Raw genomic sequence first — 23,196 nt, forward strand, 5'->3', positions numbered from 1 at the left:
AGCGGGGATAAATCCCCTCGCCACAACATCATTCGGCTGGGGTTGGGTTTTTGCCCCATTTCTCCAGCGCAAACTCGACAAAACTGCGCAGTTTCGGCAAACGGTAGCGATCCTGCGCGTACATCAGGCTCATTGGGCGATGGGGCAGTTGGTAGCCCTGCAACAACGTCACCAGGTGTCCATCCTTCAGGTCCTGGGCCACCAGCGCATCGGGCAGCATCACCACGCCCATGCCGGCCAGGGCGGCGCGATGCAGGCCCGAGGAGCTGTTGATCAGCATCGGCCCGTTCACCGGCACCTTGATCTCGCCTTCCGGGCCGTTGATCGGCCAGTGATCCTGGGCGAAGCGCCATTCGTCTGCTGCCGAATAGGCGAACGACAGGCAGTCGTGCTGCTGCAGGTCCGCGGGTTTTTCCGGTGTGCCGCGCCGGGCCAGGTAAGCGGGGGAGGCGCAGATGGTCAAGGTGTAGTCCACCAATGGCCGGGCAATCAGTTTCGGGTCGGGATGACCGAGGCGGATGGCGACGTCGAATCCATGTTCGAGCAGGTCCAGACGCTGGTTGGTCAGCACCACGTCGAGCTTGACCTGGGCGAAGCGCTGGCTGAACTCGGCCAAGGCCGGCGCCAGGCGCTCGGTGCCAAAAGTCAGCGGCGCGGTGATGCGCAGGGTACCGGTGGGCTCGCCTTGGGTCTGTTCGGCCAGGCGCTCGGAATCGGCCACCAGCCCCAGCACTTCCAGGCAGCGTTGGTAGTAGGTCGAGCCGAACTCAGTCAGGCGCTGGCGCCGCGTCGTACGGTTGATCAGGCGCACGCCGAGACGTTGCTCCAGCGCGCGAAGATGATTGCCCACCATGGTGGTGGACATTTCGCACGCCTGGGCCGCCGCCGTCAGGCTTCCGGTTTCTACCACCTTCACGTAAACGGTCATCGATTGGAACAAATCCATTATCAAGCTCAGCTTTTAAATGATTGAAGTAAAGCAGCGTTTATCCAGCCTTGGTGGCTAACCATACTGGAAAAAACCCACCCAATGGAGCTTGATGCCATGACCGCTGCCTGCCTGATGACCACTTACCAACCCCTGGCGCTGAGTTTCACCCATGGCTTGGGTACGCGCTTGTGGGACCAGGACGGTCGCGAATACCTCGATGCGGTGGCGGGCGTGGCGGTGACCAATGTCGGCCACTCCCACCCGCGGCTTGTGGCCGCCATCAGCGAGCAGGCCGGCCTGTTGTTGCACACGTCGAACCTGTACAGCATCGATTGGCAACAACGCCTGGCGCAAAAGCTCACCCGGCTGTCGGGGCTGGAGCGGGTGTTTTTCAACAACTCAGGCGCCGAGGCCAACGAAACCGCGCTGAAACTGGCGCGCCTCTATGGCTGGCACAAGGGTACTGAGCAGCCGTTGGTGGTGGTCATGGACAATGCGTTCCACGGGCGCACCTTGGGCACGATGTCCGCCAGTGACGGCCCGTCCGTGCGGCTGGGCTACAACCGCTTGCCGGGGGACTTCATCAAGGTACCGTTCGGCGATCTGGCGGCGTTGGAAGCGATCCAGCAGGCGCATGCCGAGCGCATCGTCGCAGTACTGGTGGAACCGATCCAGGGCGAAAGCGGTGTGCAACTCGCACCGCCGGGCTATCTCAAGGCCCTGCGTGAACTGTGCAGCCGGCGCGCCTGGTTGTTGATGCTCGACGAAATCCAGACCGGCATCGGTCGCACTGGCCAATGGTTCGCGTTCCAGCACGAGGGCATCGTGCCGGACGTCATGACGCTGGCCAAAGGCCTGGGCAACGGCGTGCCCATTGGGGCCTGCCTGGCCCGGGGCAAAGCTGCCGAGCTGTTTACCCCGGGCAGTCATGGCAGTACGTTCGGCGGCAATCCGCTGGCCTGTCGGGTCGGCTGCACGGTGCTGGACATCATCGAGGAACAAGCGCTGGTGGACAACGCCAGGCATCAGGGCGAACAGTTGCTGAGCCGGCTGCGCACCGAGTTGGCGGACAACCCGAATGTCCTGGCGATTCGCGGCCAGGGGTTGATGGTCGGCATCGAACTCAAGCAACCGGTTCGCGACCTGGCCCTTCGCGCCGCCCGGGACCACGGCCTGCTGATCAATATCACCCGGGGCCAGACCATCCGCCTGCTGCCGCCGTTGACGATCGATGGACGCGAAGTGGAGATGATTGTCCGGGGCGTGAGCCGCTGTCTGGCGCAGGGATGAGAGGCGTTCGCCCGGCGCCGGTTTTTTTATCGATCTGCCGGGCGAAGCGCGACGCAGCGCGACGGAATTTTTAACGGTTGTTGCGTTCCAACGCCTGCCAAAGTCGATTGCCTACACTTTGGCTTTCAGACTGAAAAACCAGGAGCATCTTCATGTTCACCTCGCGTCGCTTGATCGTTGTCGCAACTGCCGTGGCCCTGTTGTCCGGCTGTGCGTCGCCTAACCCCTACGACAACCAGGGCCAGGCCTCTACCGAATCTTCGGGCATGAGCAAAACCGCCAAGTATGGTGGCCTCGGTGCACTGGCGGGGGCGTTGGCCGGTGCGGCCATCGGTCACGATAACCGGGGCAAGGGCGCGTTGATCGGTGCAGCGGTGGTGGGGGCTTCCGCGGCCGGTTACGGCTACTACGCCGACCAGCAGGAAAAGAAGCTGCGCGCCAGCATGGCCAATACCGGCGTTGAAGTGCAGCGCCAGGGCGACCAGATCAAGCTGATCATGCCGGGCAACATCACCTTCGCCACCGACTCGGCGAACATCGCCTCCAGCTTCTACCAGCCGCTGAACAACCTGGCCAACTCCCTGAAGGAGTTCAACCAGAACCAGATCGAAATCGTCGGCTACACCGACAGCACCGGCAGCCGCCAGCACAACATGGACCTGTCCCAGCGTCGTGCGCAGAGCGTGGCGACCTACCTGACATCCCAGGGCGTGAGCGGTGCCAACCTCTCGGCCCGCGGCGCCGGCCCGGACAACCCGGTGGCCAGCAACGCCGATGTCAATGGCCGTGCGCAAAACCGCCGTGTCGAGGTCAACCTCAAGGCGATTCCCGGCCAGCAATACCAGGCACCGCAGCAGCAGGGCCAGACTTACCAGCAATACCCATAACGGCTGGACGACAAATGAAATGGGGGCTCTGGAAACAGGGCCCCCGTTTTTTTTGTGGTTGTCACCGACCTTGTGGCGAGGGAGCTTGCTCCCGCTGGGCTGCGAAGCAGCCCTGAGATCATTCGCCTTGATTCTTCTGACGCACCGCATTCGCTGATTTTGGGCCTGCTGCGCAGTCCAGCGGGAGCAAGCTCCCTCGCCACAACAGTGTTCACTTGAGTGATGGGGATGGGATCAATTCGCCTCTTTCACCGCACTCAAGAACGCACACGTACGCTCCTGCTGCGGGTTCTCGAAGATCTGCGCCGGGGTGCCTTGCTCATGGATCTGTCCCTTGTAGAAGAAACACACCCGGTCGGCGAACTCCCGGGCGAAGCCCATCTGGTGGGTCACCATCAGCATCGTCAGGTTGTGTTCGGCGCCCAGTTTGCGGATCACATTCAGCACTTCGCCGCACAGCTCCGGGTCAAGCGCCGAGGTCACTTCGTCAAACAGCATCACCTTGGGCCGCATCGCCAGCGCCCGGGCGATCGCCACCCGCTGTTGCTGGCCGCCGGACAACTGCGACGGGTAATGGTCGAGCTTGTTGCCCAGCCCCACCAGCTCCAACAGGTCGGCGGCGCGCTCGCGGGCTTCTTTCGCGTTCATGCCCAGCACCTGCACCGGCGCCTCGATCACGTTCTGCAGCGCGGTCATGTGGGGGAACAGGTTGAAGCTCTGGAACACCATGCCGATCTTGCCGCGCACCCGGCGGATGTGTCGGTCGTTGGCCGGCACCAGCACGCCGTTGCGGTTGGGCATGTGGGTCAGGGAATCGTCCTCGACGCGAATCTGGCCCTGGTCGATGCCTTCCAGGGTCATCAACACCCGCAGCAGCGTGGACTTGCCCGAGCCGCTGGGGCCGATGATCGCGACCTTTTCACCGGGGGCGACATCCAGGTTCAGATGGTCGAGCACGGTGAAGCTGCCATAGCTTTTGGTCACGTCCTGGAAACTCACGATCGGCCGGGACGTTGTTGGATCTTGCATGGCCGGGGCCTCCTGCTGCGACGCCAGCGTGCTGCGCCGGGACAAGTCGGTGGGCGTGGACAGAGGTAAAGTCATTAGCGTAGCTCCATGCGCGTTTCAAGGCGCCGTACCAGATAAGCCAGGGCAAGGCTCAGGGCGAGGAAGAACAGGCCGACCATGGTGATCGGTTCCAGATAGCGGAAATTCTCGGAACCGATGTTCTTGGCCTGCTGCATGATTTCCACCACGGTGATCGCCGACAGCACCGGCGTGTCCTTGAGCATTGCCACCAGGTAATTGCCCAGCGGCGGCACGATCGGACGCAGCGCCTGGGGCAGGATGATGTTGCGGTAGGCGTCGTACGGCGCGATGTTCAACGCCGTCACCGCTTCCCATTGCGCCCGCGGCACTGCGTCCAGACCACTGCGATAGACCTCGGCGATGTAGCAGGCGTAGTGCAGGCCGATGCCGAGGATGCCAACCTGCATGGCCGTCAGGCTCAAGCCGTAGTTGGGCAGCACGTAGTAGAGGAAATACACCTGGATCAGCAGCGGTGTGCTGCGGATGAACTCGATCACCGCGGTGGCCGGCCACGACAGCCAGAATTTGCGACTGCGTCGGCCAATCGCCAGGAACAATCCCAGGACAATCGCGATCAGGAAGCCGATCAGGGTAATGCCCACGGTGTTGAGGGAGGCGCGCAGCAGGTCCGGGAGGATTTGTGCGGCGTAGGACCAGTCGAACAGCGTCATGACAGACCTCCACGCATCCGGCCCCGGCTCAGTCGTCGTTCGACGTAGCGCATGCCGAAGTTGATGGCCTGGGCGAGGATGAAATACATCACCAGGGCCAGGCTGAAGATTTCCAGGGTCTGGAAGGTCGCCTGATCCAACTGCCGCGCCCGGAAACTCAGGTCCGACAAGGTGATCAGCGACACCAGCGAGGTGTTCTTCAGCAGCTCGATCAACAGGTTGGTGCCCGGTGGAATCGCCGCCAGCAACGCCTGCGGCAGGATGATCCGCTTGAAGCGGGTGAAGCCGCTGAAATTCAACGCCGTGCAGGCTTCGTATTGGCCCTTGGCGACCGAACTGATGGCGCCGCGCATCACTTCCGCACCGTAAGCGCCGATGTGCAGGCCCAGGCCGACAATCGCCACGGCGTAAGGGCTCAGCTCAATGTTGAAGGGTGGCAGCGGCAGCACGAAGAACAGCCAGAACAATTGCACCAGCAGCGAGGTGCCACGAAACACTTCGATGTAGGTGATGGAAAACCAGCGCAACGCGCGCCACGGCGACAGCCGACCGAGTGCTGCCAGTACCGCCGCGACAATCGCCAGCAGCGAGCCAAAGAAGGTCACCTGGAGCGTGACCCAGGCCCCTTGTATCAATAACGGAAGTAATTCGCCCATGGTTCAACCCAATGTCCGGTGAAGCAGGGAACAGGCATCACGCACCGCGCGTCATGCCCGTTTCGGCACGCCAGTTGTTGGCGACTACTGAGCGCAGAGCTCGGCGGCGGTCTTGCTGGTCACGTTGGATTTGTCGAACCCGAAGGGCGCAACCGTCTTGAGATGCTCTTCGGAGCCCAGCCACTTTTTCAGCTCGGCATTGACCGCATCGCGCAGGTCCTTGTCTTCGGGGCGGAAGGCCAGGGCGCCGTAGCCGATGTGGGACGGGTCGTCCTTGAATTCGGTCATCGCCTCGACCTTGTCGCCACCCTTGCCGGCCAGGCCTTTCATGGTCAGTTGGGTGCCGACGGCAGCGTCCGCGCGCCCGGCACGCACGGCTTGCAATTGCGCGGTGGTGTCGGGGACCTGGAGGATCTGGTCGTCCTTGACCCCGGAATCGCGGGCATAAGCCAGGTTCACCGTGCCGGCCATGATTGCCAGTTTCACATCCGGTTGCTTGGCGATGTCTTCATAGCTGTGGAGTTTTTTCGGGTTGCCCTTGGCCACGAGCAAGGCATCGGGCAATTGGTACTGCGGATCGGTGAACAACACTTGCTTGCAGCGCGCCGGGGTGATGTACATGCCGGCGGCAATCACGTCGAAGCGACCGGCCCGCAGGCCTGGAATCAATGAGCCCCATTCGGTGAGCACGCCATTGACCTGCTTGATGCCCATTTTGGCGAAGATGAGCTTGGCGATTTCCGGCGACTCACCGGTAACGGTGCCGTCGGTTTCGGTGAAGGCAAATGGCGTTTCGTTGGCGTAGCCGATCCGGATGCTGCTGTTGCTTTTGACCGTATCCAGGGTGGCCGCTTGAACGCTGCCGGCCAGGCCCAATACGGCACAGGTCAACAAGAGCCGACGCAAGGGCGCGCAGGTGCTGGGAAGAAAATTGCTCATCGATAAAATCTCCTGTTTCTTGTGGATCCGTCGTTTGACGGCTCTGTGGTAGGAGGCAGTGTTACAAGAGCAAAGCGTACAGCGGCGGATCCGGGCGTGGCCTGGAATCGGGAACAGCGCCGGTACAGGTCGATCCGGCTTTTTATCAGGGCGATGAGCCCGCCTGGGTGACGACCTTGGACCGAGCATACAAAAGCCCCGGCATTGATTGTATTGCACTAGGACAATTGCTTTGCGGCGATGCTCGCGCAATGCTGTGCGCACCCCTACATACGCCGGTTGCAGCCGTTATGGATAAGTGGAAGTCAGCCTTGGACCTTGCCCGCAGCGGTGAATCCAAATACAAGATTCTGGTGCAGGCCATCGCCGACGATATCGAGCAGGGCAGCCTGGCCAATGACCAGCGCCTGCCGCCGCAACGGCAGGTGGCCGACGCCATGGGCATCAGCGTGCAGACCGTCACCAACGCCTATAAGGAGTTGGAGCGCCAGGGGCTGGTGCGCTGTGAGGTCGGGCGTGGCAGTTTCGTCTCGCGGCGCATGAGCGACCGGGTGGCGACGTACATTCTCGACAGCCCCGAGCGAGCGCTGGTGGATTTTTCCATCACTCGCATCCTCCACACCCGCGAGCATGACCAGGCCTGGCGGGATACCTGCGCGGCGCTGAGCACTGAAGAAGATCAGCCATGGATCCATGCGTTTCGTCCCATCGCCGGTTTCGAATCCCATCGCGAAGCGGCGGCGCAGTGGATCGGCCGGCAAGGGCTGAAAGTCGACCGTAACGATGTGCTGATCACCAACGGCGCCGCCCACGGGATTTTCCTGGCCCTCGCTTCGCTAGCAGGCCCCGATGATGTGGTGCTCTGCGAAGGCCTGACCGACCACGGCGTGATCGGCAATTCCCAGGTGTTGGGCTTCACCCTCAAGGGCCTGGAGATGGACCGCTATGGCATCGACCCGGAACATTTCGAAGACATGTGCAGCAACGAGCGCATCACGGCGCTGGTGTGCACGCCGAACCTGAACAACCCCACCACCAGCCTGATGCCCGATGCCCGCCGCCGGGAAATCGCCGAGATTGCCCGGCGTTTTGGCGTGCACATTATCGAGGACGATGTGTACGGCCCGCTGCTGGACGAACGCCGGGCGCCGCCCATCAGCCATTACCTGCCGGAGCTGTCGTTCTACTGCACGAGCATGACCAAGTCGGTGCTCACGGGTTTGCGCATCGGTTATCTGGTGATGCCCAAGCGCCTGGCCCTGCGCACCGAGAGCATCCTGCGGGTCAACAGTTGGATGGCCACGCCCATGGTCTCGGAGATCGCCACCCGCTGGATTCGCGATGGCCGCGCCGAGTCGCTGGTGCAGTTGCAACGCCAGCTGCTGGCCGGGCGCCAGGCGATGGTCACCGAGTACATGGGCGAACATCTGCTGGGCCAGCATCCGCATGCCTTGAATGCCTGGGTCGGCATCCCGTCCCATTGGGAAGTGGACAGCCTGGTGCGGGCGCTGCGGCACAAGCACATCGCCGTCACGTCTCCCGACCCTTTCACCGTCCGCGGCACCCCCAGGCCCCGCGCGGTGCGGCTCTGCGTCGGCGCCGAATGCAGCGACGAAGAAATGCGCCATGCGCTGATCGGCATGCGCGAGATCTTCAATCAGTACCCGCAGATTCATGATTTCTAAACGCCGAATGCATGAACGACACATCCCCCTGTGGGAGCGAGCTTGCTCGCGATAGCGGTGTATCAGTCAGCAGAGGTGTTGAATCCGCGGGCCAAATCGCGAGCAAGCTCGCTCCCACAGGGGATTGGTGGTGGGGTTGGGATGGGTGTTCAAGTAATCGATCTAAATTGCCCTAGTACATTCATCACCACAATCCAGCCCTCTTAGACTGCGCCCAACACATCCGCTCGGGACGCAGTCATGACAGGGTTGCAGCTTCAGGACATTTACCTCGCTCGCCAGCGCATCGAGTCGCAGGTCAGGCGCACGCCCATGGAGCATTCCCCGAGTTTGTCGCGGTTGATGGGCGTGGCGGTGTACCTCAAGCTCGAGGCCCTGCAAATCACCGGCAGCTTCAAGCTGCGCGGGGCGAGCAATGCGGTGGCGCAACTCAGCGCCGAGCAAAAGGGCCGCGGTGTGGTCACGGCGTCGACCGGCAATCATGGTCGGGCACTGGCCCATGCCGCTTCGCAACAAGGCGTCAAGGCGATTGTCTGCCTGTCGAACCTGGTGCCGGCCAACAAGGTGCAGGCGATCCGCGATTTGGGCGCCGAGGTGTGCATCGTCGGCCAGTCCCAGGACGATGCCCAGCGTGAGGCCGAGCGCATCGCCCGGGAGCAGGGCGCGACCTTTTTGCCGCCCTTTGATCATCCGGCGATCATCGCCGGGCAGGGGACCCTCGGCCTGGAGATCCTCGAGCAGCAACCGGAAGTGGCCCAGGTCCTGGTGCCGTTGTCCGGTGGCGGCCTGTTCGCCGGTGTTGCCCTGGCCCTCAAAAGTGCCAACCCAGCGATTCAAGTCCACGGCATCAGCATGGAACGAGGCGCCGCGATGCACGCCAGCCTCGCCGCCGGGCAGCCCGTGGACATCGAGGAACTGCCGACGCTGGCCGACTCCCTTGGTGGCGGCATCGGCCTGGACAACCGCTACACCTTCGCCATGACCCGCCGACTGAGCGATGACCTGCACCTGCTCTCGGAAGCCTCTATCGCCAATGCCATCCGCCACGCCTATCACCACGAACGCCTGGTGCTCGAAGGCGCTGCCGTGGTGGGCATCGCGGCGCTGCTCGACGGCTTGATCGAGCCGCGCGGCCCCATTGTCGTGGTGGTCAGCGGGCGCAACGTCGACACCGAACACCATGCCCGCGTGATCGCTGGCGCCAACGCCTGATAACCCCTAACGGAGCCTGTCATGAGTGAAGTCACCCTATTGAGCGAAGCTGACCTGCGCAGTTGCGTGGCCCTCGACCTGGCCAGCATCGACGCCGTCGAACAGGCCTTCGTGCTGCTGGCCACTGCCGCCGTGGCGATGCCGCCGATCCTGCGCTTGGACATCCCCGAGCACAACGGCGAAGTGGATGTGAAGACCGCTTACCTGCCGGGCCTGGAGCGCTTCGCCATCAAGGTCAGCCCGGGCTTTTTCGATAACCCCAAGCTCGGCCTGCCCAGTCTCAACGGGATGATGATGCTCCTCTCGGCACGCACCGGCCTGCTGGAAGCCCTGCTGCTGGACAACGGTTACCTCACCGCCGTGCGCACCGCTGCAGCGGGTGCGGTGGCGGCGCGTTGCCTGTCTCGCGAGCAGAGCCGCAGCGTCGCGTTGATCGGTGCCGGCGAACAGGCGGCGTTGCAGCTTCAGGCACTGCGCCTGGTGCGGCCGATCGACGAGGTGCGGGTCTGGGCGCGCGATGCGCAAAAGGCCAAGGCGTTCAGTCAGGAATTGGCGCGTGACAGTGGCCTGGCCGTCACGCCATGCGCCTCCATTGACGATGCCCTGGAAGGCGTGGACATCGTCATCACCTGCACACCCAGTCGCGAGCCGTTGATCGAAGTCCGCCATTTGCACCCTGGCCTGCACATCACGGCGATGGGCTCGGACGCGGAACACAAGAATGAAATTTCCCCGCAAGCCCTGGCGGCCGTCGACTGCTATGTCGCCGATCGCCTGAGCCAGACCCGCGTGCTCGGCGAGCTGCACCACGCCTTGATGGCCGGCACTGTTCGCGACGACCTGGCGTTGATGGAGTTGGGCCAGGTGCTCGCGGGACAGCAGCCCGGGCGCTGCGATCAAGCGCAGGTGACGCTTTGCGACCTGACCGGCACCGGCGCCCAGGACACCGCCATCGCCAACCTGGCGTTCGAGCGGGCACGGGCGGCGGGCAAGGGCTTTGCGTTCGGTCGCTAGATCATTTTTCTCATGAGTCATTGAACAGAGGGCAGGTGGATGTCTGAGATCGTCGTCAATCTTCCGTTTAAACGGGAGGAATATGCCCAGCGCCTGGCAAAGGTTCGCGCGGCCATGCAGGCCCAGGGCCTGGAGCTGCTGCTGGTCACCGACCCGTCGAACATGGCCTGGCTCACCGGCTATGACGGGTGGTCGTTCTATGTGCACCAATGCGTGCTGCTGGCGCTGGAAGGCGAGCCCGTGTGGTTCGGTCGCGGCCAGGATGCCAACGGTGCCAAGCGCACGGTGTTCATGCAGGCCGATAACATCGTCGGCTACCCGGACATCTACGTGCAGTCGCGCGAGCGCCACCCCATGGACTACCTGTCCCGCGAGGTGATCATCGCCCGTGGTTGGGGCGCGCTGACCATCGGCGTGGAGATGGACAACTACTACTTCAGCGCCGCCGCGTACCTGTCGCTGCAAAAGCATTTGCCCCAGGCAAAACTGGTGGATGCGGTGGGCCTGGTGAACTGGCAGCGGGCGGTCAAGTCGCCCCAGGAAATCGCCTACATGCGCATCGCCGCGCGCATCGTCGAGAACATGCACAGCCGGATCCTGGAACGCATCGAGCCGGGCATGCGCAAGAACGAACTGGTGGCCGAGATCTACAGCAGCGGCATCCTCGGTGCCGACGGTCATGGCGGCGACTACCCGGCCATCGTCCCGCTGTTGCCCACCGGGGCCGACGCCAGTGCGCCGCACCTGACTTGGGACGATTCGCCATTCGAGAAGGACGCCGGCACCTTCTTTGAAATCGCCGGTTGCTACAAGCGTTACCACTGCCCGCTGTCACGTACCATTTACCTGGGCAAGCCGCCGCAACATTTCCTCGACGGCGAAAAAGCCGTGGTCGAAGGCATCGCCGCCGGCCTGGACGCAGCCAAGCCGGGCAACACCACCGGCGACATCGCCGTAGCGTTTTTCAAGGTGCTGGAGAAATTCGGCATCCATAAGGACAGCCGTTGCGGCTATCCCATCGGGATCAGTTATCCGCCGGATTGGGGCGAGCGCACCATGAGCCTGCGCCCCGGCGACAACAGCGTGTTGCAGCCGGGCATGACCTTCCACTTCATGCCGGGGCTGTGGATGGACGATTGGGGCCTGGAGATCACCGAAAGCATCCTGATCACCGAGACCGGCGTCGAGACGCTGTGCAACGTGCCTCGTCAATTGTTCGTGAAGGATTGAGCCATGCCTGAATTGCCCGACAATCCCATCAGCGCCACGGTCGACTTCAGCCGCGAGGGCGTGCAGCACGGCTTTCTCAAGCTGCCGTATTCGCGGGACGATTCGGCCTGGGGCGCGGTGATGATTCCCATCACCGTCATTCAGCGCGGCAGCGGCCCGACGGCGCTGCTCAGCGGCGGCAACCACGGCGACGAATACGAAGGCCCGGTAGCCCTGAGCAAACTGGCGCAGCAACTGACGGCTGAAGACGTGAGCGGGCGGGTGATCATCGTGCCGTTCATGAACACCCCGGCCTTTCACGCCGGACGCCGGACTTCGCCCATCGACAAAGGCAACCTGAACCGCAGTTTTCCCGGCAGGCCGGACGGCACCGTCACCGAGAAAATCGCCGACTATTTCAATCGCATCTTGCTGCCCTTGGCCGATATTGTCCTGGACATTCATTCCGGTGGACGGACCCTGGATTTCCTGCCGTTTGCCGCCTGCCACGTGTTGCCGGACAAACAGCAGCAAGCGCGCTGCGAGGCCGGGATGCTGGCGTTCAACGCGCCGTATTGCATGCGCATGCTGGAGCTGGACGCCGGGGCGATGTACGACACGGCAGCCGAGTCCCAAGGCAAGGTGTTCGTCACCACCGAGTTGGGCGGCGGCGGTTCGTCGACCGCCCGCAGCGTGGCGATTGCCGAGCGTGGGGTGCGCAACCTGTTGATCCACGCCGGCATCCTGCGGGGCTCGATCGAGTTGCAGCCGTCGCTGATGCTCGACATGCCGGACGCCAGTTGTTTCATTGCCAGCGAGCACGACGGTTTGCTGGAGATGTGCCGCGACCTGGGGGAGCACGTGACCCGGGGCGAGGTGGTGGCGCGCATCTACGACGCCGCCCGCAGCGGCGTCGCCCCGGTCGAATACCGCGCCGCCCGCAGCGGCCTGCTGGCGGCCCGGCACTTTCCCGGGTTGGTGCAGTGCGGCGATACGCTGGCGGTGATTGCGGATGTGTTGGCGTGATACACCTCAACTGACACACCACCCTGTGGCGAGGGAGCTTGCTCCCGCTCGGCTGCGAAGCAGTCGTCGCTTTTTGGCCTGTGCCAAGCCGGAACCGAGATTGGGGCCGCTGCGCGGCCCAGCGGGAGCAAGCTCCCTCGCCACAGGAAGCGGTGTGATATCTGAATTGCCTGGAGAGCCCGGCCCATGCACAAGCTCGATCGCTACGACCTCAAGATCCTGCAGATACTCGCCGAGGACGGGCGGATTACCAAGTCGAGCCTGGCCGAGGCCATCAACCTGTCGGTGACCCCGGCCTGGGAGCGGGTGCGCAAGCTCGAAGCAGCGGGCCTGATCATCGGCTACCGGGCGCAGATCGATTGGGGCGCGGTGTTCAAGCGTCAGCAGGTGCTGGTGGAAATCACCCTGGCCCGGCACACCGCCCAGGACATGCGCCGTTTCGAGCAACGCATGATCGCCGCGCCGGAAGTGGCGTTCTGTTACGCCACCGGCGGCGGTGTCGATTACCTGGCGATGATCCAAGCGCCGGACGTCGATGCCTATCAACGCTTCGTCGACCAACTGCTGCTCGAAGACCTCGGTATCGAACGCTACTTCACCTACATCGTCACCAAGACCATCAAGACCAGCGGCGCCTTGCCGGCGGAGTTGGCCGATCCGTCCTGAGCACCGCAGAAAACCCGGTTTGCCGCCCTCGATTCAGAAAAAAACCAGGGTTTGACCCACGGTAAACCCCCAATTTCCCAAGCGCCGCTGCCCTAGCATGGATTCACGCACACGCTCTGGAGTGAACGTCATGCCTTACCAACATCCGCTGCTGTTCAAAGCGCTTTGCTACATCGACGGCCATTGGGTCCACAGCGACAGCGGCCACAGTGTGGCTGTCCACAACCCCGCCACCCGCACCGTCATCGGCCATGTGCCGATGCTGGACCAGCCGCAGATCGTCGCGGCGGTGGATGCGGCGCATCGCGCATTCCCGACGTGGCGTGAGCAGAGCCTGGAGACCCGGGGCGCACTGCTGCGGCGCTGGGCGGCATTGATCGTCGAACACAGCGAAGACCTCGCGCGCATTCTCAGTCTGGAGCAGGGCAAACCGTTGGCCGAGTCCCGTGGCGAAATTGCTTATGCGGCGAGCTTTATCCCATGGTTCGCCGAGGAAGCCCGGCGCCTGTACGGTCAGAACATCCCCAGCCATATCCCGAATGCGCACCTGGGGACGATCAAGGAGCCGGTGGGCGTCTGCGCGCTGCTCACGCCGTGGAATTTCCCGTCGGCGATGATCACCCGCAAGGCCGCCGCTGCCCTGGCCGCCGGTTGCACCGTGGTGATCAAGCCGGCCCACGAAACGCCTTACTCGGCCTTGGCCCTGGCGCAATTGGCCGAGGAAGCCGGTTTTCCTGCCGGGGTCTTCAACGTGGTCTTGGGCGAGCCGCAAATGGCCATGGAAACCCTGGTCAAGGATCGTCGCGTACGCTCAGTGAGCTTCACCGGCTCGACCCGGGTGGGCAAGCTGGTCTTGCAGGCGGCAGCCCATGACGTGAAGAAAGTCGCGCTGGAACTGGGCGGCAACGCGCCATTTATTGTCTGCGCCGATGCCGACCTGGCCTTGGCGGTGAAAGTCGCCGTGGAGGCGAAGTTCCAGGCCTCGGGCCAGGACTGCTGTGCGGCCAACCGAATCATGGTGCAGCGCCCGGTGTACCAGGCGTTCCTCAGTCGTTTCGCCGCCGCGGTGCGCGCCTTGCGCGTCGGGCCGGCGATGGTTGATCAACAGGAGCAGGACGTGGAGGTCGGGCCGTTGATGCACCAGGCAGCATTTGATGCGACCGCTGACCGCGTCGCCGATGCCCTGGCCCTTGGCGCTCAACGCCTGGTGGGCGGTGAAGCCCATGCCTTGGGCGGGTTGTTTTATCAGCCCACGGTGCTGGCCGACGTCACGCCGCAGATGCGCATCTACCGTGAAGAAAACTTCGCGCCCATTGCCGGGGTGATGCCGTTCGACACCCTGGACGAGGCCATCGACATGGCCAACGACACCGAATACGGGCTGGCGGCCTATATTTGTTCCAACCGCCTGGACGTCATTTATCCGCTGATCCGCCGTCTCGACCACGCCATGGTCGCGGTCAACGGCGTCAAGTTCACCGGCCACCCGATCCCCTTCGGTGGCATGAAAGCCTCGGGCCTCGGTCGCGAGGGGGGCAGCGAGGGCTTCGAGCCCTTTGTCGAAACCAAATATTTTTGCCTGCACCATCAAGGCCAATTCCCAGGAGAGCCCGCATGAGCCAAGAACTCAACACGCTGTTCGAACAAGACCGTGCGCACTTCATGCACCCCTCGACCCATGCTCATGACCACGCCAGTGGCGCGCTCAAGGGCCGGATCATCAAGAGTGCGTCAGGCATTCGCATTCGCGACCATGAAGGCCGTGAGTTCATCGATGCCTTTGCCGGCCTCTATTGCGTGAACATCGGTTATGGGCGCACGGAAGTGGCGGACGCCATCTACAAGCAGGCCAAGGAACTGGCCTACTACCACACGTACGTCGGCCACTCGAGCGAGGCGATCATCGAGCTGTCCAGTCGCATCATGGACTGGGCGCCGGAAGGGATGAAGAAGGTCTATTACGGTTTGTCCGGCTCCGATGCCAACGAAACCCAGGTCAAGCTGGTGCGCTATTACAACAACGTACTGGGCCGGCCGCTGAAGAAGAAAATCATTTCACGGGACCGTGGCTACCATGGCTCGGGCATCATGACCGGCAGCCTCACCGGGCTTGCGACCTTCCACCAGCATTTCGACCTGCCGGTGGAAGGGGTCAAGCACACCGTGTGCCCGCACTGGTATCGCAAGGCCCCGGCGGGCATGGATGAAGCAGCCTTCGTGCGCTATTGCGCCGATGAGCTGGAAAAAATGATCCTCGCCGAAGGCCCGGACACCGTGGCGGCGTTCATTGGTGAACCGCTGATGGGCACCGGGGGCATCATCGTTCCGCCGGCCGGTTATTGGGATGCGATCCAGGCTGTGCTGAAAAAATACGACGTGCTGCTGATTGCCGATGAAGTGGTCTGCGCGTTCGGCCGCCTGGGTTCGAAGATGGGCAGCCAGCGCTACGGCATGAAGCCGGACCTGATCACCACCGCCAAAGGCCTGACCAGTGCCTATGCACCCCTGTCAGCGGTGATCATCGGGGAAAAGGTCTGGAGCGTGATTGAAAAAGCTTCCCAGGCCGAAGGGGCCATGGGCCATGGCTGGACCTATTCCGGGCACCCGATTTGCGCGGCGGCGGCACTGGCGAATCTCGACATTCTGGAGCGGGAAAACCTCACGGCCAACGCCGAGGACGTGGGTGGCTACCTGAATCGTCGCCTGCGTGAAACCCTTGAAGGGCATCCGTTGGTGGGCGAGGTGCGTGGTGACGGCATGCTGGCGGCGGTGGAGTTCATGGCCGACCGTGAACAGCGCACAGCGTTCGACCCGGCACTCAAGGTCGGTCCGAAAGTCTCGGCCGCCTGCCTGGAACGCGGCATGATCGCCCGTGCCATGCCCCACGGCGACATCCTGGGCTTCGCCCCGCCCCTGATTTTGACCCGCGAGGATGCGGACCTGATCGTCGACATCACCAAAGGTGCTATCGATCAGGTGGCGGAAGAGGTGTTGGCTTAAGCCTGCTTTAAATGTGGGAGCGAGCTTGCTCGTGATGGCGGTCTGTCTGAACCGGCGATGTTGGATGTGCTGGCGCCATCGCGAGCAAGCTCGCTCCCACAGGGGCTTTGTGACGGATGCAGTATTTGCGCACGCCCCGATCAAAACTGTGGGAGCGAGCTTGCTCGCGATAGCGGTGTGTCTGAGACGGTAATGTTGGATGTGCTGGCCTCATCGCGAGCAGGCTCGCTCCCACAGGGGCTTTGTGGCGAATGCAGTATTTGCGCACGCCCCGATCAAAACTGTGGGAGCGAGCTTGCTCGCGATGGCGGTGTGTCTGAGACGGTGATGTTGGATGTGCTGGCCTCATCGCGAGCAGGCTCGCTCCCACAGGGGCTTTGTGGCGGATGCAGTATTTGCGCACGCCCCGATCAAAACTGTGGGAGCGAGCCTGCTCGCGATAGCGGTGTGTCTGAGACGGTGATGTTGAATGTGCAGGCCTCATCGCGAGCAGGCTCGCTCCCACAGGGGGATGTTCTTGAGGCAATAAAAAGCCCGCCCGATCATGCGATCGGGCGGGCTTTTGGTTGTGGCTTGGCGATTACTTCTTCAAACCGTAATGCTCATCGAGCATGCCGGGTGAATTCGGGGCCTTGGGGGCGTAGTCCCGCGGCGGTTCCTGGATCCCTTTGGGCGGGGTCAGGCGTTCCCGTGGAGTCTGTGCCGCATCGGCTTGCAGGGCGGCCAGCAGGCGCTGGCGAGTCTGCTCGTCCAGGGCCAGGCGATTGGCACCCTCGGACAAATGATCCTGGACGTCCTGGTAGCTCTGGGTGAGTTTTTTCACCAGAGAAGCGGTGCTGTTGAAGTGGGTGACCACTTCATTCTGATAACTGTCGAAACGTTCCTGAATGTCGTCCAGCTGACGTTGGGTGCTGTTGGGCACCGCGTTGGGCAGCAGTCGGGCAAGCAGGAATCCAATGGCGACACCGGCAACCAGGGCAAGAGTCGGCAACAACCAAACTAAGAGCGAGTGTTCCACGAGTCCTTCCTCTATAAACGGCTTTGCTTTACGTTAACGGCTCGGACCTGCGCTGTATACCGCGAAGAACATCGCAATCATGCCAGGCACAGACTTTAGCTAGACGAGTCGACCCAATTCGGGGTCACGGAGTTCTTTCCCTTGCTTATGCGCGAAACCCCTGTCGTCATCGATGGCCCGGTGGGCCAACTGGAAGCCTTGTACCTGGACAACGAGGCCCCCCGTGGCCTGGCGCTGATCTGCCACCCGAACCCGGTGCAGGGCGGGACCATGCTCAACAAAGTGGTCTCGACCCTGCAACGCACTGCCCGCGATGCTGGCCTGGTTACGTTGCGTTTCAATTATCGTGGCGTGGGGGCCAGTGCCGGCAGTCATGACATGGGCACCGGCGAAGTGGACGACGCCCAGGCTGTCGCCCAATGGCTGCGGGAAAAATACCCGCAATTGCCGCTGACCCTGTTCGGGTTTTCCTTCGGTGGCTTTGTCGCCGCCAGCCTGGGCGGGCGCCTGGAAGCCCAGGGGCAACCGGTCAAGCACCTGTTCATGGTGGCCCCGGCGGTGATGCGCCTGGATGAGCAATCGCCGTTGCCGACCGGTGGCGAGCTGACCGTGATCCAGCCGGAAACCGACGAAGTGGTCGATCCGCAACTGGTTTACGAATGGTCCGACACGCTCCAACGTCCCCATGAGCTGCTGAAAGTGGCAGAATGCGGACACTTTTTTCATGGCAAGCTGACCGATCTCAAGGATCTGATCCTGCCGCGCCTCTCGAATTGACAGCAGTCTGACAAGCGATAACCCATGACGACGCGTACCCGTATCCTGACCGGCATCACCACCACCGGCACCCCGCACCTGGGCAACTATGCCGGCGCCATCCGTCCGGCGATCCTCGCCAGCCGCGACAGCAACGCCGATTCGTTCTACTTCCTGGCCGACTACCACGCCCTGATCAAGTGCGATGACCCGCTGCGTATCCAGCGCTCGCGCCTGGAAATCGCCGCCACGTGGCTGGCCGGCGGCCTGGACGTGGACCGCGTGACGTTCTATCGCCAGTCCGATATCCCCGAGATCCCGGAGCTGACCTGGCTGCTGACCTGCGTCGCCGCCAAGGGCCTGCTCAACCGCGCCCATGCCTACAAGGCCTCGGTGGACAAGAACCTTGAGGCCGGTGAAGACCCGGACGCCGGCATCACCATGGGGCTGTACAGCTACCCGGTGTTGATGGCCGCCGACATCCTGATGTTCAACGCCCACAAGGTGCCGGTCGGTCGCGACCAGATCCAGCACGTGGAAATGGCCCGCGACATCGGCCAGCGCTTCAACCACCTGTTCGGCCAGGGCAAGGAGTTCTTCACCATGCCCGAGGCGCTGATCGAAGAAAGCGTCGCCACGCTGCCGGGCCTCGATGGCCGCAAGATGTCCAAGAGCTACGACAACACCATCCCGTTGTTCAGCAGCGCCAAGGACATGAAGGACGCGATCTCGCGGATCGTCACCGACTCCCGTGCCCCGGGCGAAGCCAAGGATCCGGACAATTCGCACCTGTTCACCCTGTTCCAGGCCTTCGCCACTGCCGAACAGTCCGCGGAGTTCCGCAGCGAACTGCTGCACGGCCTGGGTTGGGGCGACGCCAAGAACCGCCTGTTCCAGTTGCTCGACAGCGAGCTGGGTGAAGCGCGTGAGCGTTATCACCAGTTCATCGAGCGTCCATCGGACCTTGAAGACATCCTGCAACTGGGCGCGAGCAAGGCCCGGGCCGTGGCAACGCCGTTCCTCAACGAACTGCGCGAGGCCGTTGGCCTGCGTTCGTTTGTCAGCCAGGTCCAGGTGGCCGCCAGCACCAAGAAGAAAGCCGCCAAGGCAGCACGCTTCGTCAGCTTCCGCGAAGACGACGGCAGTTTCCGCTTCCGTCTGCTGGCCGCCGATGGCGAGCAGCTGTTGCTGTCGAACAATTTTGCCGACGGCAAGACTGCAGGGCAGGTGACCAAGCAATTGCAGTCCGGCCAGCCCTTGGACGTGCGCAGCGACGACCTGGGTTTCAGCATTTGGCTCGACGGCGAGTGCGTGGCGAACAGCCCGACCTTCACCGACAGCGCCGCCCGGGATGCCGCCGTCGATGCGTTGCGCGTTGCCCTGACGCCTGCCCAGGACTGATCCCGGCGCGTCACCCGATCATCGGCCCGAATAAGGGCCGATTGCCATTCCTCTGGGCCGTCGCTACAGTGACGGCCCGTTTTTGTTGCCTTGCTAACGAATATGACGCCCCTAGAACGATATCAAGCTGATCTGAAACGCCCGGAGTTCTTCCACGACGCAGCCCAGGAAACGGCGGTACGGCACTTGCAGCGCCTGTACGACGACCTGGTCGCGGCGTCGAACAACAAGCCCGGCCTGTTGGGCAAACTGTTTGGCAAAAAAGACCAGGCTCCGGTCAAGGGCCTGTATTTCTGGGGCGGCGTGGGCCGCGGCAAGACCTACCTGGTGGACACCTTCTTCGAAGCGTTGCCGTTCAAGGAGAAGACACGGACGCACTTCCACCGCTTCATGAAGCGCGTGCACGAGGAAATGAAGACCCTGGGCGGAGAGAAGAACCCGCTGACCATCATCGCCAAGCGTTTTTCCGACGAGACCCGGGTGATCTGCTTCGATGAGTTCTTCGTTTCCGACATCACCGACGCCATGATCCTCGGCACCTTGATGGAAGAGCTGTTCAAGAACGGCGTGACCCTGGTCGCCACCTCGAACATCGTGCCGGACGGCCTGTACAAGGACGGCCTGCAGCGGGCGCGGTTCCTGCCGGCCATCGCGCTGATCAAGGAACACACTGAAATCGTCAACGTCGACAGCGGCGTCGACTACCGCCTGCGTCACCTCGAACAAGCGGAGCTGTTCCACTTTCCGTTGGATGCCGCCGCCGAGGAAAGCCTGCGCAAGAGCTTCCGCGCCCTGACGCCGGAATGCACCCAGGCCGTGGAAAATGATGTATTGGTCATCGAGAATCGCGAAATTCGCGCCGTGCGTACGTGCGATGACGTGGCTTGGTTCGACTTCCGCGAACTGTGCGACGGCCCTCGCAGCCAGAACGACTACATCGAACTGGGCAAAATCTTCCACGCCGTGCTGCTGAGCAATGTCGAGCAGATGAGCGTCACCACCGACGACATCGCCCGTCGCTTCATCAACATGGTCGACGAGTTCTACGACCGTAACGTGAAGCTGATCATCTCGGCCGAAGTCGAACTCAAGGATCTCTACACCGGCGGTCGCCTGACCTTCGAATTCCAGCGGACCTTGAGTCGCTTGCTGGAGATGCAGTCCCACGAATTCCTGGCGCGGGCGCATAAGCCGTAAGGACATTCGGAACACCAAAAAAGGCCTGCGATTGCAGGCCTTTTTTATACTGGCTGATTCACCCCAAAACCCTGTGGGAGCGAGCTTGCTCGCGATGGCGTCCTGTCAGTCAACATCCATGCTGCTGAACCACCGCTATCGCGAGCAAGCTCGCTCCCACAGTGGATCGTTGCCAGGTCCTCGGACTACGCCGCCTGCTGAAACTGCTGCCGATACTGGTTCGGCGACAGGTCGGTATGTTGGCGGAACAACCGGGCGAAAAAGCTCGCGTCGTCGTAGCCGACTTCATAGCTGATGGTCTTGATGCTCTTGCGGCTGCCGGAGAGCAGGCCCTTGGCGGTCTCGATTCGCAGCCGTTGCAGGTAATGCAGCGGTTTGTCGCCCGTGGCGGTCTGGAAGCGGCGCATGAAGTTGCGGATGCTCATGCCATGTTCCCGGGCAACATCCTCGAAGCGGAATTTATCGGCGAAGTGCTCTTCGAGCCATTGCTGGATCTGCAGGATGATCACGTCCTGGTGCAATTTCTGCCCGCCGAAGCCGATCCGTCCTGGCGAATAGCTGCGTTGCACCTCATACAGGATGTCCCGCGCCACGGCCTGGGCGACGTTGGCGCCACAGAAGCGTTCGATGAGGTAAATGTAGAGGTCGCAGGCCGAGGTCGTGCCGCCGGCGCAGAACAGGTTGTCGGCGTCGGTCAGGTGCTTGTCCTGGTTCAGGTATACCTGGGGGAAGCGCTCCTTGAAGGCATTGAAGAAACGCCAGTAGGTGGTCGCTTCCTTGCCGTCGAGCAGCCCGGCCTCGGCCAGCCAGAACACCCCGGTGGCCTCGCCACAAAGTACTGCGCCGCGCGCGTGTTGTTCGCGCAGCCAGGGCAGGACCTGGGGATAACGTTGGCAGAGGGTGGCGAAATCATCCCAGAAGGCTGGCAGGATGATGACGTCGGTATTTTCCAGGCCGCCGTCCACCGGCATGATCACATCGCTGAAGCTGTTCACTGGTTTGCCGTCGGGGCTGACCAGCCTTGTTTCAAACGCCGGTGTCAGGCCGTGGCCCAATTGTTTGCCATAGCGCAGGCTGGCCAGGTGGAAAAAATCCTTGGCTTGCATGAGGGTGGAGGCGAAGACCCGGTCGACTGCCAGGATGCTGACGCGCCGCAAGGGCGTGGAGGCGTGCATAGACATAATTCATCTTTATTTTTATAGGGGAAAGTGGTCAACAGACGGCTGGATCGTCTTATTTTTTGTCGGATGTGTCCAGTGTCCTGTCGTACCTTGCAGGCTTAGGCTCTGTCGGATAACCACGCCCAACAATAACCAAAGGTGCGCCATGATCCCAAGAACACTGTTCAGTCCCGAGCACGAATTGTTTCGCGGCAGCGTACGAACCTTCCTTGAAAAAGAAGCCGTGCCGTACCACAGCCAGTGGGAAAAACAGGGGCATGTCGATCGCCAGCTCTGGAACAAGGCGGGGGAGGCGGGCATGTTGTGCTCGCACTTGCCAGAAGCCTATGGCGGGCTGGACGCCGATTTTCTCTACAGCACGGTGGTGATCGAGGAGATCGGCCGCCTGGGGCTGACGGGGATCGGTTTTTCGCTGCATTCCGACATCGTCGCACCGTACATCCTGCATTACGGCAGCGAAGCGTTGAAACACAAGTACCTGCCGAAGCTGGTGTCTGGCGAAATGGTCACGGCCATCGCCATGACCGAGCCGGGCGCCGGTTCCGACCTGCAAGGGGTGAAGACCACGGCGGTGCTGGACGGTGATGAATATGTCATCAACGGCTCCAAGACCTTCATCACCAATGGCTTCCTGGCAGACCTGGTGATCGTGGTCGCCAAGACCGATCCGAAGGCCGGCGCCAAGGGCACCAGCCTGTTCCTGGTGGAGGCGGGCACGCCGGGCTTTGAAAAGGGCAAGCGCCTGGAAAAAGTCGGCATGAAGGCCCAGGACACGTCGGAATTGTTCTTCCAGGATGTCCGCGTGCCGAAGGAAAACCTGCTCGGGCAGGCCGGCATGGGCTTCGCCTACTTGATGCAGGAGCTGCCCCAGGAGCGCCTGACTGTCGCCATCGGCGGCCTGGCTTCGGCCGAAGCGGCGCTGCAATGGACCCTGGACTACACCCGCGAGCGCAAGGCGTTCGGCAAATCCATCGCAGACTTCCAGAACACCCGTTTCAAGCTCGCGGAAATGGCCACCGAAATCCAGATCGGCCGGGTCTTCGTCGACCGTTGCCTGGAACTGCACCTGCAAGGCAAGCTGGACGTGCCGACGGCGGCGATGGCCAAGTACTGGGGCACCGACCTGCAATGCAAGGTGCTCGACGAATGCGTGCAGTTGCATGGCGGCTACGGCTTCATGTGGGAATACCCGGTTGCCCGGGCGTGGGCGGATGCGCGGGTGCAGCGGATCTATGCCGGGACCAATGAGATCATGAAGGAGATTATTGCGCGGTCGCTTTGATGCAGTGGTGAGCTTGGGTCCGCTATCGCGAGCAAGCTCGCTCCCACTGGGGAGTCGTGTCTGATCGCTATTTTGTGATCAACATC

General features: G+C 62.4%; 21 protein-coding genes. 14 read left to right on the forward strand and 7 right to left on the reverse strand.

Translation table 11 applies throughout. The features are described 5' to 3' along the window. Positions 1 to 28: 28 nt before the first annotated feature. The gene (locus LQ215_RS09710) at positions 29 to 946 is read right to left on the reverse strand and encodes a LysR family transcriptional regulator (RefSeq protein WP_230149267.1); all 918 of its coding nucleotides are present in this window, start codon (positions 944 to 946) and stop codon (positions 29 to 31) included. A 99-nt stretch (positions 947 to 1,045) separates the two neighbouring features. Between LQ215_RS09710 and LQ215_RS09715 the strand changes: the two genes are divergently transcribed. Together LQ215_RS09715 and LQ215_RS09720 are read left to right on the forward strand one after the other, a co-directional pair. Next, on the forward strand, positions 1,046 to 2,221 hold the full coding sequence (locus LQ215_RS09715) for an aspartate aminotransferase family protein (protein WP_230149269.1): 1,176 nt from the start codon (positions 1,046 to 1,048) through the stop codon (positions 2,219 to 2,221). 152 nt (positions 2,222 to 2,373) lie between these two features. After that, entirely contained in the window at positions 2,374 to 3,108 is a 735-nt protein-coding gene (locus LQ215_RS09720; RefSeq protein ID WP_018604257.1) for an OmpA family lipoprotein, read from the forward strand. A 234-nt stretch (positions 3,109 to 3,342) separates the two neighbouring features. Here the strand turns inward: LQ215_RS09720 and ehuA are convergent, their stop codons facing one another. The 4 genes from ehuA to ehuB form a co-directional block, all read right to left on the reverse strand. Next, on the reverse strand, positions 3,343 to 4,137 hold the full coding sequence (gene ehuA / locus LQ215_RS09725; protein ID WP_230149295.1) for an ectoine/hydroxyectoine ABC transporter ATP-binding protein EhuA: 795 nt from the start codon (positions 4,135 to 4,137) through the stop codon (positions 3,343 to 3,345). A 74-nt stretch (positions 4,138 to 4,211) separates the two neighbouring features. After that, positions 4,212 to 4,868 carry an ectoine/hydroxyectoine ABC transporter permease subunit EhuD gene (gene ehuD / locus LQ215_RS09730; protein WP_003205383.1) on the reverse strand — a complete coding sequence of 219 codons (657 nt, stop codon included), beginning with the start codon at positions 4,866 to 4,868 and terminating at the stop codon, positions 4,212 to 4,214. After that, positions 4,865 to 5,524, reverse strand: a complete 660-nt coding sequence (ehuC, locus tag LQ215_RS09735; protein ID WP_230149271.1) for an ectoine/hydroxyectoine ABC transporter permease subunit EhuC — start codon at positions 5,522 to 5,524, stop codon at positions 4,865 to 4,867. Before ehuC ends, ehuD begins: the two co-directional genes overlap by 4 nt. 84 nt (positions 5,525 to 5,608) lie before the next feature. Then, positions 5,609 to 6,463 (reverse strand): ectoine/hydroxyectoine ABC transporter substrate-binding protein EhuB, encoded by an 855-nt coding sequence (ehuB, locus tag LQ215_RS09740; RefSeq protein ID WP_230149273.1) that lies wholly within the window; start codon positions 6,461 to 6,463, stop codon positions 5,609 to 5,611. A 290-nt stretch (positions 6,464 to 6,753) separates the two neighbouring features. On the opposite strand from ehuB, the gene LQ215_RS09745 reads away from it, so the two are divergent. The 8 genes from LQ215_RS09745 (at position 6,754) to LQ215_RS09780 (ending at position 16,275) form a co-directional block, all read left to right on the forward strand. Continuing rightward, a complete protein-coding gene (locus LQ215_RS09745; protein ID WP_230149275.1) occupies positions 6,754 to 8,148 on the forward strand; it encodes a PLP-dependent aminotransferase family protein in 1,395 nt (464 codons plus the stop codon). Between the two features lie 240 nt (positions 8,149 to 8,388). Beyond that, positions 8,389 to 9,360, forward strand: a complete 972-nt coding sequence (eutB, locus tag LQ215_RS09750) for a hydroxyectoine utilization dehydratase EutB (protein ID WP_230149277.1) — start codon at positions 8,389 to 8,391, stop codon at positions 9,358 to 9,360. 21 nt (positions 9,361 to 9,381) lie between these two features. Continuing rightward, positions 9,382 to 10,374 carry a cyclodeaminase gene (locus LQ215_RS09755; RefSeq protein WP_230149279.1) on the forward strand — a complete coding sequence of 331 codons (993 nt, stop codon included), beginning with the start codon at positions 9,382 to 9,384 and terminating at the stop codon, positions 10,372 to 10,374. Between the two features lie 39 nt (positions 10,375 to 10,413). Continuing rightward, positions 10,414 to 11,604 (forward strand): ectoine hydrolase DoeA, encoded by a 1,191-nt coding sequence (doeA, locus tag LQ215_RS09760; RefSeq protein ID WP_230149280.1) that lies wholly within the window; start codon positions 10,414 to 10,416, stop codon positions 11,602 to 11,604. 3 nt (positions 11,605 to 11,607) lie between these two features. Beyond that, positions 11,608 to 12,609: a N(2)-acetyl-L-2,4-diaminobutanoate deacetylase DoeB gene (gene doeB, locus LQ215_RS09765; RefSeq protein ID WP_230149281.1), complete on the forward strand. Its 1,002-nt coding sequence runs from the start codon at positions 11,608 to 11,610 to the stop codon at positions 12,607 to 12,609. Positions 12,610 to 12,795: 186 nt separating this feature from the next. Beyond that, positions 12,796 to 13,275 (forward strand): Lrp/AsnC family transcriptional regulator, encoded by a 480-nt coding sequence (locus LQ215_RS09770; RefSeq protein WP_230149282.1) that lies wholly within the window; start codon positions 12,796 to 12,798, stop codon positions 13,273 to 13,275. Positions 13,276 to 13,405: 130 nt separating this feature from the next. Then, the gene (locus LQ215_RS09775; protein WP_230149283.1) at positions 13,406 to 14,893 is read left to right on the forward strand and encodes an NAD-dependent succinate-semialdehyde dehydrogenase; all 1,488 of its coding nucleotides are present in this window, start codon (positions 13,406 to 13,408) and stop codon (positions 14,891 to 14,893) included. After that, positions 14,890 to 16,275, forward strand: coding sequence for an aspartate aminotransferase family protein (locus LQ215_RS09780; protein WP_230149284.1), 1,386 nt, complete (start codon positions 14,890 to 14,892; stop codon positions 16,273 to 16,275). The genes LQ215_RS09775 and LQ215_RS09780 overlap by 4 nt, the downstream gene beginning before the upstream one ends. A gap of 580 nt (positions 16,276 to 16,855) precedes the next feature. Here the strand turns inward: LQ215_RS09780 and LQ215_RS09785 are convergent. Further along, positions 16,856 to 17,293, reverse strand: a complete 438-nt coding sequence (locus tag LQ215_RS09785; protein ID WP_003205372.1) for a YhcB family protein — start codon at positions 17,291 to 17,293, stop codon at positions 16,856 to 16,858. Between the two features lie 147 nt (positions 17,294 to 17,440). Here LQ215_RS09785 and LQ215_RS09790 point away from each other — a divergent pair, with 147 nt between their 5' ends. The 3 genes from LQ215_RS09790 (at position 17,441) to zapE (ending at position 20,647) form a co-directional block, all read left to right on the forward strand. Next, on the forward strand, positions 17,441 to 18,070 hold the full coding sequence (locus tag LQ215_RS09790; RefSeq protein WP_230149296.1) for an alpha/beta hydrolase: 630 nt from the start codon (positions 17,441 to 17,443) through the stop codon (positions 18,068 to 18,070). Positions 18,071 to 18,094: 24 nt separating this feature from the next. After that, positions 18,095 to 19,450 carry a tryptophan--tRNA ligase gene (locus LQ215_RS09795; RefSeq protein ID WP_230149285.1) on the forward strand — a complete coding sequence of 452 codons (1,356 nt, stop codon included), beginning with the start codon at positions 18,095 to 18,097 and terminating at the stop codon, positions 19,448 to 19,450. A 102-nt stretch (positions 19,451 to 19,552) separates the two neighbouring features. Then, entirely contained in the window at positions 19,553 to 20,647 is a 1,095-nt protein-coding gene (gene zapE, locus LQ215_RS09800; RefSeq protein WP_230149286.1) for a cell division protein ZapE, read from the forward strand. A gap of 185 nt (positions 20,648 to 20,832) precedes the next feature. Here zapE and LQ215_RS09805 read toward each other — a convergent pair whose 3' ends face one another. Further along, positions 20,833 to 21,729 (reverse strand): GlxA family transcriptional regulator, encoded by an 897-nt coding sequence (locus tag LQ215_RS09805; protein WP_172681420.1) that lies wholly within the window; start codon positions 21,727 to 21,729, stop codon positions 20,833 to 20,835. A gap of 244 nt (positions 21,730 to 21,973) precedes the next feature. On the opposite strand from LQ215_RS09805, the gene LQ215_RS09810 reads away from it, so the two are divergent. After that, positions 21,974 to 23,110, forward strand: a complete 1,137-nt coding sequence (locus tag LQ215_RS09810; protein WP_230149287.1) for an acyl-CoA dehydrogenase family protein — start codon at positions 21,974 to 21,976, stop codon at positions 23,108 to 23,110. Positions 23,111 to 23,196 lie beyond the last annotated feature (86 nt).

This window comes from Pseudomonas brassicacearum (assembly GCF_918698105.1).
Taxonomy (GTDB): domain Bacteria; phylum Pseudomonadota; class Gammaproteobacteria; order Pseudomonadales; family Pseudomonadaceae; genus Aquipseudomonas; species Aquipseudomonas brassicacearum_F.